We start from the raw sequence: 13,590 nt of genomic DNA on the forward strand, positions 1-13,590 counted from the left end.
GGAAAAGAGTGATGAATGTTGAATAGAAGAATCATAAGCCGGCTGGCCGCAGCGTCACTGGCGCTGTCGTTGCTCTCGGGATGTACGTTCATCAGCGACCCGGTATCCCAGATGAAAACGCCGCGGTTGTCGGCAGACAAGGCAACATTGATGACTGCGATTACATCGATGATACCTTCGGGTTCTTCGCTGATCCGGCCAAAGAATGATGATGACAGTTCGATCCGTACGGAGGATTTGAACAAGGACGGGATCATGGAGACGATCGTTTTCTATGAGACACCGGGAGAGGCTGTGCAGATTCATGGCATGCTTCTGGAAAAGCAGGGGGATGCCTGGGTCAAGAAGCTGGTCTTTGACGGTGATGGTACAGTGCTTGAATCACTGGATCTGAAGGATGTTACGAACGACGGGAAACTGGATATTATTGCCGGGTACTCCCGTGGTGAAGACAAAGGAATGGTAGTCTATAGTTATTCTAACGGTACGCTTGAAGAAGTACTGCAGGTTCCTTATACCAAATATATTATAGATGATTTGAATCGCGACGGTATCCAGGACATTACTGTGGTTTCTTTCAAGCGCAACGAATATGCGACCATTACAACTTATCAATACGCCGATGGCGGCTTCAAGGTGCTGGATAAGCTGGATAACATCGATCCGTATTTTAATAATTATTACAATATTGTCGCAGGAAAAGTAGCGGAAAACAAAGAAGGTATCGTACTGGATGCAGCCGTGGAGTCCAATTCCGCCTACACCTCTGTGGTGGTCATGGAGAACAACAAGCTGCGGGTTGTTGTGCATGGGGATGATCGGACCCTGAAAGACCGGAAAATTGTTAGCGAGGACATCGATGGCGATGGTATTATTGAAATCGGTTTGCTGGAGAAGCCCAAAGGCTGGGAGTATTTTGATCCCAATACAGTACCCTATTTCAATTCCTATTATAAATGGGACGGCAAGGATGGCCTGACGTTTGCCATGCAGCAGTATCGTGATCCTGCCGACCGTTTCTTTATCAATTTTCCGCCAGAATGGCATGGAAACGTCACGGTGGATACGAAGTCTGTTCTGGATAAATACCTGAAGTTTATTCTGGCCGATACCGGGGAGACGGTTGCCGAAGTGTCATTCTTCTCGCCGCATGAATGGGAGCAGCTGAAGAATAGCAACTGGGAGCTTTGGGGACGTGACGGCAATACATTCATTGGCTACCGGGGGAAGCTGGATCAGAAGACCAACGGGGGAAACAACAACAAAATCACCACCCCGATCGAAAGGAAGGGAATAGATGAGTAAAGTGCTCATATTGGAGGACGAAGAGTCTATCCGCAGTTTTATTGTCATCAATCTGAAACGTAACGGGTTCGAGGTACTGGAGGCGGCGGACGGCAACGAAGCGCTGCATAAGCTGACTACGATTCCTGATATTGATATTGCGCTCCTGGATGTCATGGTTCCCGGCATTGACGGATTTGAAGTGTGTCGTCGTGTACGCGAGAGCAACGAGCGGCTGGGCATTATTTTCCTCACAGCCAAAGTTCAAGAGCAGGATAAAGTCTACGCGTTGTCGGTAGGCGCGGACGATCATGTTAGCAAGCCGTTCAGTCCTACAGAGCTGATTGCCCGTATTCAGTCGCTGTTGCGCCGGGTTAACGTTCACCGGGAGCCATCGGCCAAAGTCTCGTTCCAATCCGGACATTTTACGCTGGATCTGATCTCCAAGCAGTTCAAGCGCAGTGGGGAGCTTATTGAATTGACTCCAACAGAGTTCTCGCTGGTGCAATTTTTCCTGGAAAAAGAAAATACACCGCTTAGCCGTGATCTGCTGCTCGATCATGTGTGGGGCAAGGAATATATGGGAGATCCCAAAATCGTGGACGTGAACATCCGCCGCCTGCGTCAAAAGATTGAGAATAATCCCTCTGAGCCGGAATATCTGCAAACGGTGTGGGGCCACGGCTACAAATGGAGAGGCCAAGGACAATGATAAAGAAGGGGATGCGCAGACAGATCGTACTGCATTACATTCTTGTAGTCTTCTTGGCGCTTCTCCTGGTAGAAGTGATTTTCCTGCTGGCTATTCGGACCTACTACTACGACAGCATTTATAGTAAGATTACCAATCAACTTAGTACGGCAGAGACCTATTTTAACAAATACCAGGTTACGGGCATGGATTCAACGGTTCGTCTGCAGGATCTGCTGGACACCTTCTCGTTTAATAACACAGAGCTTGAGGTGCTGACTCGTAACGGTGATATCATCACCAGCTCTACAGGGTTCCAGCCAGACCGGACAATTACCACCAGCGATGTTCCAGAGGCGGCAGGCGGGAGTATCGGCCGCTGGGTTGGCAGACAGCCAGGAACCAACGAAAGTGTCATGGCGGTCTCCAAAATGCTGCAAATTCACGGTCGGGATGTCTACATTCTGAGATACCTCACTTCGGTGGAGTTTATTAACAGCGGGCTGTTGAATCTCACTCTGCTCACCGTAGGGATCGGCGCAGCTGTACTGGCTATTGTTGCGCTGTTCAGCTTCGGACTTGCCAACTCCATCGTTAAGCCACTGAATAATATTACGGCTGTATCCGCCCAAATGGCGAAAGGCAAATTCAATACAAGAATCAAGGGCAACTATAGGTACGAAATTGCCGAGTTGGCCACCACGATCAATTATATGGCCCAAGAGATAGTACGCAGTAATCAGATCAAGGATGACTTTATCTCGTCAATCTCTCACGAACTGCGCACACCACTCACCAGTATCAAGGGCTGGAGTGAGACCCTGGTGTCTGGAGGCTATGATCCGGAGGAAACGAAGCTTGGCATGGGAATCATCTCCAAAGAAAGTGATCGGCTGATTGGGCTGGTAGAGGAGATTCTCGACTTCTCCAAGCTGCAGCAGAATGAAATGAAGCTGTCTATCGGGATCGTGGATATGAAGGTGCTGCTGCAGGAGACCATTCTGAATGTCTGGGCGAAGGCAGAGAAGAAGAGAATCCATTTGCTTCTGGAATGTGATGACGCTGTGTTTGTAAAGGGTGACGCCAACCGACTGAAGCAGGTATTTCTGAATCTTGTCGATAATGCCATTAAGTTCTCCCATGAGGATTCCAGTATTGTGCTGACTGTGCAATCACTGTCTAATCAGGAGGTTGCCATCATTGTCCGGGATAGCGGGATCGGGATCAGCGAAGCCCATCTGGCCAAGGTCAGGGATCGCTTTTTCCAGGTGGATGCCCTCAATGGCGGAACTGGACTGGGGCTTGCCATTACCCAACAGATCGTCGAACTGCATAATGGCCGGATCGAGATGCATAGTGAGCTGGGTAAGGGGACACAGGTCACTGTCATTTTGCCGCTAGCTACAGAGCAAGCTTTAGTCTAATAAATTCGATCGGATTTAGATAAACACCAGCGGATTTAGATAAACACCAGGATAGGGGGAATTGGATATGGCGGAACCGGCTGCTGGAGAGAACGGGGAGAACCTATCCTCGCAAGATCCAATTCGTGTCGAACGCGTAGGTGTGGACAGGACGGAGGATATTCTCCGGATGCTGAGAGCGGCTGCTCAATGGATGGTCGATAACGGAATCCGTCAATGGTCCCCGGACCAATTCACGGCTCAGGAGATAGAAGGTTATTTTGACCAGAGGGAAGTGTACTTGGCGCTGGATGGAGAGACCCCTGTAGGTCTGTTCACCCTCCAATTCAGCGATCCTCAGTACTGGGGGAACAAGAATGATGACGGCTTTGCTTACTTGCATCGTCTAACCGTGTCTGGGCCTTACCGGGGCAGTGGTCTCGGTGAGCAAATGATCCTGTTTGCCGCTAAACAGGCGCTGAAGCTGGGCCGTAAGGGTCTTCGACTGGATACTGTGTCACATAATGTCAAGCTGAACCGTTATTATCAGAGCCTGGGGTTCCGTTATCAGGGCACGAATGATGCGGGGGGCGGGCGTCTCGTAAATCTGTATCAGTATCATGAGAACAGTGAGGACCCGGACGATATTCTGCTTCGCTATTTCTCGGTGGCTGATTTCCCGCTGCTACAGAGCTGGAGTCTGTCGCCGGATTTTCTGAAGCAATGGGCTGGACCTTCGCTGACCTACCCACTGGACGATGAACAGCTGCAGAAATATATGGAGAATACCAACCATCCGGCACAATCGTCACTGTTGATTTATAGTGCTGTGCACAGGGGCAGCGGAAAGGTTGTTGGACATGTCAGTCTAAGCCAGATCAATAGGGAGGACAGTCATGCCCGTATCTCCCGGTTGGTGGTGGATCCGCAGTTTAGAGGTCGGGGGATCGGGTCCCGGATGCTGCAGGAGGCTCTGCGGATTGGTTTTGCAGGACTTGGGCTGCATCGCCTGGCACTAAGTGTGTTTGACTTTAATACTAGTGCTCGTAAGTCTTATGAAGCAGCAGGTTTTGTCCATGAAGGGACGCAGCGAGAAGCGGTTCTGATCGGTGGACGATATGTGGATTGTCTTGATATGAGTCTTCTAGACCGGGAGTGGCAGGAGCTTCCCCGTTAAACTTAGCGTATTCATGTCTCATCTTAAGCTGTTTTTGGCGCGGAGCATCTGTGCTGAAGGCAGCTTTTTATGTTTTGTTGGGGAGCAGCGAAGGCTCAGATCTCAAATACATCAATAACGCGCATCTCCATTAGAGAGATGCGCGTTTTATAGTTGTTATAAGCAGAATGATTATTCTGCGTCACCTTAATATCCTTTTATAGCTTTGTATCAGACTCAGGACGTAAAGTGTTGATACGGTTAACGCTGTACTTAGGAAGGAAGCCCTTCAGCGGCCCGAAGTCTGCCGGTCTTCTCATAAACATCCTGCAGTAAGCGCGAGGGCTGAGTCCGAATCACTGGCTTCGCAGCGACAATCTCATGCGGTCCGACGACAACAATGTTGTCTGTGCTGCCTTTGATGATGGCTCCGTCCTTGATGACAGCACCTTCGCCGATAATCGCGTTCTCAATGTGCACTCCGCGTCCGATGCGGGCACCTGGCATCACTACACTTTGTTTGATGACCGACATTTTGCCGATCTCAACGCCTCCGAAGACGACTGAGCGCTGCAGGCTTCCTTCCAGTGTGCAGTAGTCGTTCACCAGGCAGTCAGCACCTGACATTTGGCTACGCGACTTGTGAACGGATAGCTTGGTACGACGGGCTCGACTGTACATTGGCCACACTTCATTTTCAAGCTTCCAGCCATTATCTGTTGTCAAGAGGTCCATATGTGCTTCCCAAAGACTGTCTACGGTTCCAACATCTCTCCAGTATCCCTGAAAACGATAAGCGAACAGATCATCATTGGTACTAAGCATACCCGGAATGACATCTTTACCGAAGTCATGGCTGGAGTCAGTGTTGGCAGCGTCACGTAGCAGATGCTCTTTCAGGTAGTCCCAGCGGAAGAGGTAAATGCCCATAGAAGCAAGATTGCTCTGCGGTACCTTAGGCTTCTCGGCGAATTCGGAAATCTTCAGCGATTCGTTCACGTTCATTACCCCAAAGCGGCTGGCTTCCTCCCAAGGCACCTCCATCACAGAGATGGTGGCTTTGGCGTCTTTGCCGATGTGGTATTCCAGCATCTTCTGATAATCCATGTGGTAAATATGATCACCGGAGAGAATCAGCACATTCTCCGGATTCTGATTGTCAATAAAATCAATGTTCTTATAAATAGCATCGGCTGTTCCTGAATAAAGATCTCTGCCTTCAGTGCCGGAAGGGAGAAGAGTCACACCTTTGCCGTTCTTTGTATGGAGCCCCCAGGGCTCACCTTCTCCGATATGACTGTGCAGCGATTCGGCTTCATATTGCGTAAGTACGCCTACAGTGTCAATATTGGAATTGACACAATTACTGAGGGGAAAGTCAATGATTCTATACTGTCCGCCGAAAGGGACTGCCGGTTTAGCCATGCTGGACGTCAGGGGGGCCAATCTTCGTCCTTCCCCACCGGCCAGTAGCATGGCGATACATTCTTTTTTACTCATTTGTTATCCCTCCCATTTTTTTGTCAATGCTTGTAATATAAACTGTGGGCCCAGTCTTGAAACGACATAGGTGAAGTATATTGCTGTGAAACTGGAAAAATTACATGAATTATTTTCTTTATCCATAAAAAATTTCTTTTCAAGTCAAATCATTTTCAAATGGAACTTTTTCGGGTAATGTTATAGGTGCATCCTATTTAAAAAGGTGGTGATGAATTGGCTGAGACACCAAGAACAGAAACCCTCCCGTCAACGGATGATATCGATATTTATTTGTTTCATGAGGGCACGCACTATCACAGCTATAACATCCTAGGTGCGCACATTGCCGCTTGGGAAGGGACTTCCGGTGTGCGCTTTACCGTGTGGGCTCCTCATGCGACATATGTAGGTTTGGCCGGCGATCACAATGGCTGGGACGGAACGCAGGACATGGACACGTTATATAAGATACCCGATTCGGGATTTTGGAGTCGGTTTTTCCCGGGGATGAAGCTGGGAATGTTATACAAATATAGAATTATTGCCGCTGATGGCACAAGCTTCCTCAAAGCTGACCCTTACGGGTTCAAAGCCGAGGTTCGCCCTGCAACCGCTTCGGTTGTGACTGATCTTCAGGGCTATCGCTGGGGCGATGCCGCCTGGCGGCGCAAGAACAAGACTCCGTACAACAAACCCCTTAATATTTATGAAATGCATCTAGGCACATGGCGGCAAAAGGAAGACGGGCAATTCTACACTTATAAGGAACTTGTCGATCAGTTGATTCCTTATCTGGTGGAAATGAGCTATACCCATGTGGAATTCATGCCGCTGGCAGAACATCCATATGACTTGTCGTGGGGCTACCAGGGGACAGGCTATTTTGCAGCAACCAGCCGCTATGGTGAGCCACATGAGCTAATGTACCTCATAGACCACCTCCACCAGGCAGATATCGGTGTGATTCTGGACTGGGTGCCTGCTCACTTTGCCAAGGATGCTCATGGTCTGAGACGCTTTGATGGTTCGCCACTATATGAGTATGCTGATCCGCTGTTGGCCGAAAAGCCCGGCTGGGGCACACTTTCCTTTGATTTCAGTAAGCCTGAAATATCTTCATTCCTGATTTCCAATGCACTGTTCTGGTTTGAACTGTACCACATAGACGGAATGCGGGTGGATGCGGTAACCAGCATGCTGCGTCTTGACTTCGAGAAACAGCACCACCAATATCGCCCCAATGCCAATGGTGGACTAGAGAACCTGGAAGCTATATCTTTTCTGCAGCGCTTGAACAAAGCTATATTCCAGCATTATCCTCATGCCTTAATGATGGCCGAAGAATCCAGTGCCTGGCCCGGTGTAACTGCACCTGCCCATGAGGGAGGACTTGGCTTCAATTACAAATGGAACATGGGCTGGATGAACGACACCCTTGGATACATAGAACATGACTTCGGGGCGCGGCCCTACCATCATAATTTGCTTACCTTCCCGATCTGTTATGCGTATTCCGAGAACTACACCCTGCCCCTATCCCATGATGAAGTTGTGCATGGTAAGAAATCGTTGCTGGACAAGATGCCTGGGTCATATGAGCAGAAATTTGCTGGCCTCCGGCAGCTGCTAGGTTATCAGATCACTCATCCCGGCAAAAAGCTGCTGTTCATGGGTGGCGAATTTGGACAATTCATCGAGTGGAAGGATCAGGAGCAGCTCGACTGGCTGTTGCTCGATTATGAGCGTCATCGCCAGATGTTGGCTTACACCGCAGCTTTGAACAAGTTGTACCGGAGTGAAAAAGCTCTATGGGAGCAGGACCATACCTTGGAGGGATATCAGTGGATCGATGCTGATGACAACGGTCAGAGCGTCATTTCTTACATTCGCCGAGGTAAGCGTCCTGTGGACACGCTCCTCATTATCATTAATTTTCAGCCGGTGGAACGCAGCACATACCGGATTGGAGTGCCACGTGCGGGAATCTATGAGGAAATATTCAGTTCAGAGTCCCCGGCTTATGGCGGTTCCGGTATCCTTAATGCACCTTTGAAGAGCAGCAAGCAGAAATGGCATAATCAGATCAACAGTATTGAACTGGTTCTTCCGCCGCTGAGTTTTGTGGTGCTGAAGAAGGCGCCTCGTGTCAGTAAGAAGATCGAGACGTCAGAGTAATCGTGAACAAATACAGAAGCCGAAGGGGGAAATAAACATGAAAGTTTTATTTGCCGCAGCCGAAGGTCATCCGTTTATCAAAACGGGCGGTCTGGCCGATGTTATTGGTGCCCTGCCTAAAGCACTGAAGGGTGCAGGGGTGGATGTCAGAGTCATTATGCCAAAGTATCGCGGAATTCCTGAAAAATTCACATCTCAGCTACAACCGGTTACCGTAGTCAACGTCCCTGTCGGCTGGCGTAGCCAGTATTGCGGTATTGAACGACTCGTGCATGACGGGATCACGGTGTATTTTATCGACAACGAGTATTATTTCGGGCGGGATGCCATTTACGGATATATGGATGATGGGGAGCGTTTTGCCTTCTTCAACCGTGCCGTGCTGGAATGCCTGCCGGCCATCGACTTTCAGCCGGATGTGCTGCATTGCCATGACTGGCATGCCGCGGTGATCCCATTGCTGCTGCAGGGGCATTACCGCCACAACCCTTTTTACAGTGATATACGTACGGTGTTTACGATCCACAATCTGCTGTATCAGGGAGTGTTCCCATATGAGGTGCTGAGCGAGCTGCTTGGTCTTGACAGTAATTATTTCCTCGGTGTGGAGTACTACGGCAACGTGAATTATATGAAGGGCGGCCTTGTATATAGCGATTATATTACTACTGTGAGTCCGACCTATGCCGAAGAAATCCGCACACCTTATTATGGTTATGGGTTGGACGGGTTATTGAATGAGCGGGCAGGCAGTTTGAGCGGAATTGTGAATGGCATTGATACTAAAAGCTACAATCCAGCGTCGGACCCTCATATTTTTACCCGTTACCGTTCCAATCTGGCCAAGAAGGCCGAGAATAAGGTGGGATTGCAGCAGGAGCTCGGTCTACCGGTGAATCCCCAAGTTCCGCTGGTTGCCATGGTTACCCGTCTCGTAGATTCCAAAGGCTTGGATCTTGTGACACGGGTGCTGGATGAGCTGCTATATAATGATGAATTTCAATTTGTCGTCTTAGGAACCGGGGATGAGTCTTATGAGCGCTGGTTCCGCGAAGCAGCCTGGCGATATCCTGATAAGGTGTCTTCACAAATTACGTTCAGCGAGGGTCTGTCTCGCAAAATATATGCCGCAAGCGATCTGTTCCTTATGCCCTCCAAGTTCGAACCATGCGGCATTAGCCAACTACTTGCCCTCCGCTATGGCAGCATTCCGGTAGTGCGGGAGACCGGCGGGCTGAACGATACCGTGCATTCCTACAACGAAGTGACGGGGGAGGGCAACGGGTTTACTTTCAAGGACTATAATGCCCATGATATGATGCACACCTTGCGCAGGGGGATTTCCACCTATAACCAACCTGAGCATTGGAAAAGAATCACGAAGAATGCCTTCGCGGGAGATTACAGCTGGAATGTATCTGCACAGCAGTACATTGATATCTATAAGAGAATTACAGGATAGCAACCAAGAAATTCTCCCGGCAAGATATAGAATAGAAACCACAATAAACCGTTTCCTAAGATCAAGAGATCTTGGGGAGCGTTTTTTTATATGTAGAAAACAACTTGATTTTAATATATATATGCGATATATTGCATACTAAGAAAAAAAGGATAGGGTAATGATGATCTTACTATTTCCCTTTAGTAATTTGGAATGTCAACGAAGGTAGCAATTAATTGCGAAGTTTGGAAAAGCTATAGAGAAAGACTGCATAAGCTATATGAACTGATCTATTAGAAAAGGGTGAGAATATGTCAACAAGTAAAGATCTGAGAATACGCAGCAAAGTCATCAGCGAGGGCGTTAATCGTGTGCCGAACCGGGCCATGCTCCGGGCGGTAGGCTTTACAGACGAGGATTTCAAGAAGCCGATGATCGGCATTGCAAGCACCTGGAGCGAAGTCACTCCGTGTAACATGCATATTGACCAACTGGCGGTCCAGGCTAAAAAAGGAGTTAAGGATAACGGCGGTGCGCCGCTCATCTTCAATACGATCACCGTTGCAGATGGAATCGCAATGGGTCATGAAGGCATGTCTTTTTCCTTGCCCAGCCGGGAAGCCATTGCCGATTCCATTGAGATTGTCATGGGCGCGGAACGCCTGGATGCACTCGTCGCAGTTGGCGGCTGTGACAAGAATACGCCCGCCTGTCTGATGGCAATTGGTCGGCTGAATCTGCCAGCAGTCTACGTATATGGTGGAACGATACAGCCGGGTACGCTAGATGGTAAGAAGGTCGATATCGTCACGGCTTTCGAAGCGGTTGGACAGTATCATGACGGCCGAATGACCGAGAAGGAGCTGCACAAGATTGAATGCAGCGTCTGTCCAGGTCCGGGTGCCTGTGGCGGCATGTATACCGCCAATACGATGGCTTCCGCTGCCGAAGCATTGGGTATGAGCCTGCCCGGATCTTCCTCAACACCTGCAATTTCTCCAGACAAAGCAGAGGAATGCGCTAAGGCAGGGAAACAGGTACTGAGTCTGCTGGAGAAGGAGATATATCCGCGGGATATTATGACGAAAAAAGCTTTTGAGAACGCCATAACACTAGTCATGGCCCTCGGCGGTTCCACGAATGCTTTCCTGCATCTGATTGCGATTGCCCATTCGGTTGGAGTTGATTTGACCTATGACGATTTTGAGCGCATCCGCGTTAAGGTTCCACATCTTGCTAATCTTAAGCCGAGCGGTAAATATGTGATGCAGGATTTGAATGATATCGGTGGCGTGTCCGGCGTCATGAAGGTACTGCTGGAAAGAGGACTGCTGCATGGGGATTGCCTGACCGTCACTGGCAAGACGCTGGCAGAAAATTTGGCTGAGGCTGCGCCGCTTCCAAAGGATCAAGATATTATCCGTCCGTTCGATGAGCCGCTCAAGGCTGACGGACCGCTGGTTGTGCTCCGGGGTAACCTGGCGCCGGAAGGAGCGATCGCCAAGATGTCCGGGATGAAGAAGCTTCGCTTTACCGGTCCGGCGAAAGTGTATGACAGTGAATCTGAGGCCACGGATGCCATTCTGAATGATGAAATCCGCAAAGGCGATGTTGTCGTTATTCGATATTGCGGTCCTAAAGGTGGCCCCGGCATGCCGGAAATGCTCTCGGTAACTGCTTTAATTGTCGGAAAAGGCTTCGGCGGTGACGTAGCGTTGATTACCGACGGCAGATTCTCCGGTGGTTCCCACGGCTTTGTTGTGGGTCATGTGGCCCCGGAAGCGCAAGTCGGCGGACCGATCGCACTGCTGCAGACTAATGATCTGGTGACGATCGACAGTGAAGTGCAGGAGATCTCATTCGAAGTTACACCGGATGAATTGGAGCGCAGAAAGGCCGCATGGAACAAGCCAGCGCTTAAAGTCACAAGAGGTGCGCTTGCCAAGTATGCGCGTCTTGTCTCTTCAGCGGCGAAAGGCGCTGTAACGGATCTGCCGGAGGAATAATGAAACAGGCTGTCCCTGCCATATGATGGCACAAGGGACAGCCTGTTTTTCAGTCTAAATTACGAGTGAGTATCCGGTAGCCATAAGGCTCCAGGCGAATATTCATGATCCCGTTCTGCGGAAAGACAGATTCTCCCGTCAGAGCATCCTGCCAGTCGTCGGTCTCCATAGGATGACTCAGCGTGCGCTCTTCCGGCATGTTGTTCATCCAGATCGTGAAGTGCAGCTTGTCGTCCGCCCGCTCATAGACGATGCAGGCATCGCGCTCACTGGCCTGCAGCAGGCGAAACCGCCCTTCGCGCAGCGCCTTGTGCTCCTTGCGCAGGGCAATCATCGTCCGATAGAATTCATATAACTCCCGGTCCTGTTTTGCGGGGTCCCACTCCATGCATTTCCGGCAGTCCGGGTCCTGATAACCGCTAAGGCCAATCTCATCTCCGTAATAAATACAAGGTGTGCCCATGAATGTGAACAGGAAGACAACGGCGAGCTTCAGGCGGCGTTTATCTTCACCTACACAGGTCAGCAATCGAGGGGTATCATGACTGCCAAGAAGATTGAAGACCACCTCATTCGTCTGCTGCGGATAACGCATCAGTAGTCCGCCGATCCGATGCCCGAATGTCACGCCATTCATACCGCCAGCGAAGAATTCCAGCACGGTTCCTGAGAAGGGATAGTTCATAACCGAATCAAATTGATCGCCCAGCAGCCAGGTTAGTGAATCGCTCCACACCTCTCCGACAATATAGGCTTCGGGGTTGGCATTCTTCACGACTTTGCGGAAGTCCCGCCAAAAATGGTGGTCCACCTCATTGGCAACATCCAGCCGCCAGCCATCTACTTTGATCTCCTTGATCCAGTATTCGGCAACCTCTAGCAGATAAGATCTGACTTCTGGATTGGCGGTGTTGAATTTGGGCATATTGCCAAAAAAACCGAAGGTGTCATAGGTAGGAATCCCATCGACAATCTCGGCCGGAAAAGAGTTAATATGAAACCAGTGCCTGTACAGAGAGTATTCGCCTTTTTGCAGTACATCCTGAAAGGGAGGGAACTGGTCGCTGCAGTGATTGAAGACCGCATCCAGCATGACGCGTATACCCCGTGCATGGCATTGTTGCACCACACGCTTTAGCAGTGCATTATCCCCAAAATGGGGGTCGACTTTTTTATAATCCACAATGTCATATTTATGATTGGAGGGCGAGAGGAAGAGCGGGGTGAAATAAATGGCATTGATGCCGAGCTCCTGCAGGTCGTCCAGATGATCCAACACCCCTTGGAGATCTCCGCCGAAAAAATTGTCCAGCTTTGGCCGGCCGCCCCATTCCTCTGTACCCTTGGGATTAATTGAAGGATTGCCGTTCGCGAACCGCTCCGTCATGATCTGGTAGAATACCGCGTCTTTGGCCCACTCAGGTACCTTGAACACATCGATTTTGTGAATGTAGGAGAACTCAAAATAGTGATTCGGCGGGGTGGGGTATTCGTGGCGAATGATACCATTATCGAGCAAATAAATCACTTCGGCTCCAGAACTAATTCGTATGGTGTAACACAATCGCTTATATTTGGGTCTGACGGCTGCCTCCCAATAGTCGAACATCTCGTCGGAAGCGACTTTTTCCATTCGTACCTCATAATAAGTGTGTTTCCAGTCATATTTGTCGCCGGTCAGAGCCGTTACATGATCTACATCGTTCTGTTTGGTGCGGACACGCAAGTGAATGGTTTCAGTATCGTAAGCATAAGCCCACTTGTCGCGGGGAACATGGTACAAAGCCTCCAACAGCATGACAGCACCTCCTTATTGGATAGTTTCAGAGCAAGGATTATGCGCCTGGCAACAGTGTGTTAGCAAGTTAATACCCGTTGAATCTGTGGAATGAACCAAGCTCTCAAAATGGGTGTTTTTGTTTAAAATCAGTATATACTTTTTATGTCAA

9 protein-coding genes are annotated in these 13,590 nt (G+C 49.6%); 7 read left to right on the forward strand and 2 right to left on the reverse strand.

The annotated features are described in order from the left end of the window. Positions 1-15 precede the first annotated feature (15 nt). From ACFVU8_RS03935 to ACFVU8_RS03950, 4 genes are all read left to right on the forward strand, one after another. A complete protein-coding gene (locus tag ACFVU8_RS03935) occupies positions 16-1,305 on the forward strand; it encodes a hypothetical protein (RefSeq protein ID WP_379464083.1) in 1,290 nt (429 codons plus the stop codon). Continuing rightward, positions 1,298-1,996 carry a response regulator transcription factor gene (locus ACFVU8_RS03940; protein WP_066361525.1) on the forward strand — a complete coding sequence of 233 codons (699 nt, stop codon included), beginning with the start codon at positions 1,298-1,300 and terminating at the stop codon, positions 1,994-1,996. The genes ACFVU8_RS03935 and ACFVU8_RS03940 overlap by 8 nt, the downstream gene beginning before the upstream one ends. Then, on the forward strand, positions 1,993-3,399 hold the full coding sequence (locus tag ACFVU8_RS03945; RefSeq protein WP_379464080.1) for a sensor histidine kinase: 1,407 nt from the start codon (positions 1,993-1,995) through the stop codon (positions 3,397-3,399). Before ACFVU8_RS03940 ends, ACFVU8_RS03945 begins: the two co-directional genes overlap by 4 nt. A 67-nt stretch (positions 3,400-3,466) precedes the next feature. After that, the gene (locus ACFVU8_RS03950; RefSeq protein WP_387425917.1) at positions 3,467-4,555 is read left to right on the forward strand and encodes a GNAT family N-acetyltransferase; all 1,089 of its coding nucleotides are present in this window, start codon (positions 3,467-3,469) and stop codon (positions 4,553-4,555) included. Positions 4,556-4,807: 252 nt separating this feature from the next. On the opposite strand, the gene ACFVU8_RS03955 is transcribed toward ACFVU8_RS03950, so the two are convergent. Continuing rightward, a complete protein-coding gene (locus ACFVU8_RS03955; RefSeq protein ID WP_387425918.1) occupies positions 4,808-6,034 on the reverse strand; it encodes a glucose-1-phosphate adenylyltransferase in 1,227 nt (408 codons plus the stop codon). A 216-nt stretch (positions 6,035-6,250) separates the two neighbouring features. Between ACFVU8_RS03955 and glgB the strand changes: the two genes are divergently transcribed. From glgB to ilvD, 3 genes are all read left to right on the forward strand, one after another. Beyond that, positions 6,251-8,191 carry a 1,4-alpha-glucan branching protein GlgB gene (gene glgB / locus ACFVU8_RS03960; protein WP_387425919.1) on the forward strand — a complete coding sequence of 647 codons (1,941 nt, stop codon included), beginning with the start codon at positions 6,251-6,253 and terminating at the stop codon, positions 8,189-8,191. A gap of 37 nt (positions 8,192-8,228) precedes the next feature. After that, the gene (glgA, locus tag ACFVU8_RS03965) at positions 8,229-9,653 is read left to right on the forward strand and encodes a glycogen synthase GlgA (protein ID WP_387425920.1); all 1,425 of its coding nucleotides are present in this window, start codon (positions 8,229-8,231) and stop codon (positions 9,651-9,653) included. 293 nt (positions 9,654-9,946) lie between these two features. Continuing rightward, the gene (gene ilvD / locus ACFVU8_RS03970; protein ID WP_387425921.1) at positions 9,947-11,641 is read left to right on the forward strand and encodes a dihydroxy-acid dehydratase; all 1,695 of its coding nucleotides are present in this window, start codon (positions 9,947-9,949) and stop codon (positions 11,639-11,641) included. 49 nt (positions 11,642-11,690) lie between these two features. Here the strand turns inward: ilvD and ACFVU8_RS03975 are convergent, their stop codons facing one another. Then, positions 11,691-13,439 (reverse strand): alpha-glycosidase, encoded by a 1,749-nt coding sequence (locus ACFVU8_RS03975; RefSeq protein WP_387425922.1) that lies wholly within the window; start codon positions 13,437-13,439, stop codon positions 11,691-11,693. Positions 13,440-13,590: the final 151 nt, after the last annotated feature.

It is taken from the genome of Paenibacillus sp. NPDC058177 (genome assembly GCF_042883835.1).
In the GTDB taxonomy this organism is placed as follows: Bacteria; Bacillota; Bacilli; order Paenibacillales; family Paenibacillaceae; genus Paenibacillus_AQ; species Paenibacillus_AQ agri.

Coding starts and splice junctions, on each gene's coding strand:
- ilvD (WP_387425921.1), top strand. CDS start 9,947: ATGTCAACAAGTAAAGATCTGAGAATACGCAGCAAAGTCATCAGCGAG.
- glgA (WP_387425920.1), top strand. CDS start 8,229: ATGAAAGTTTTATTTGCCGCAGCCGAAGGTCATCCGTTTATCAAAACG.
- ACFVU8_RS03940 (WP_066361525.1), top strand. CDS start 1,298: ATGAGTAAAGTGCTCATATTGGAGGACGAAGAGTCTATCCGCAGTTTT.
- ACFVU8_RS03950 (WP_387425917.1), top strand. CDS start 3,467: ATGGCGGAACCGGCTGCTGGAGAGAACGGGGAGAACCTATCCTCGCAA.
- ACFVU8_RS03935 (WP_379464083.1), top strand. CDS start 16: ATGTTGAATAGAAGAATCATAAGCCGGCTGGCCGCAGCGTCACTGGCG.
- ACFVU8_RS03945 (WP_379464080.1), top strand. CDS start 1,993: ATGATAAAGAAGGGGATGCGCAGACAGATCGTACTGCATTACATTCTT.
- ACFVU8_RS03955 (WP_387425918.1), bottom strand. CDS start 6,034: ATGAGTAAAAAAGAATGTATCGCCATGCTACTGGCCGGTGGGGAAGGA.
- ACFVU8_RS03975 (WP_387425922.1), bottom strand. CDS start 13,439: ATGCTGTTGGAGGCTTTGTACCATGTTCCCCGCGACAAGTGGGCTTAT.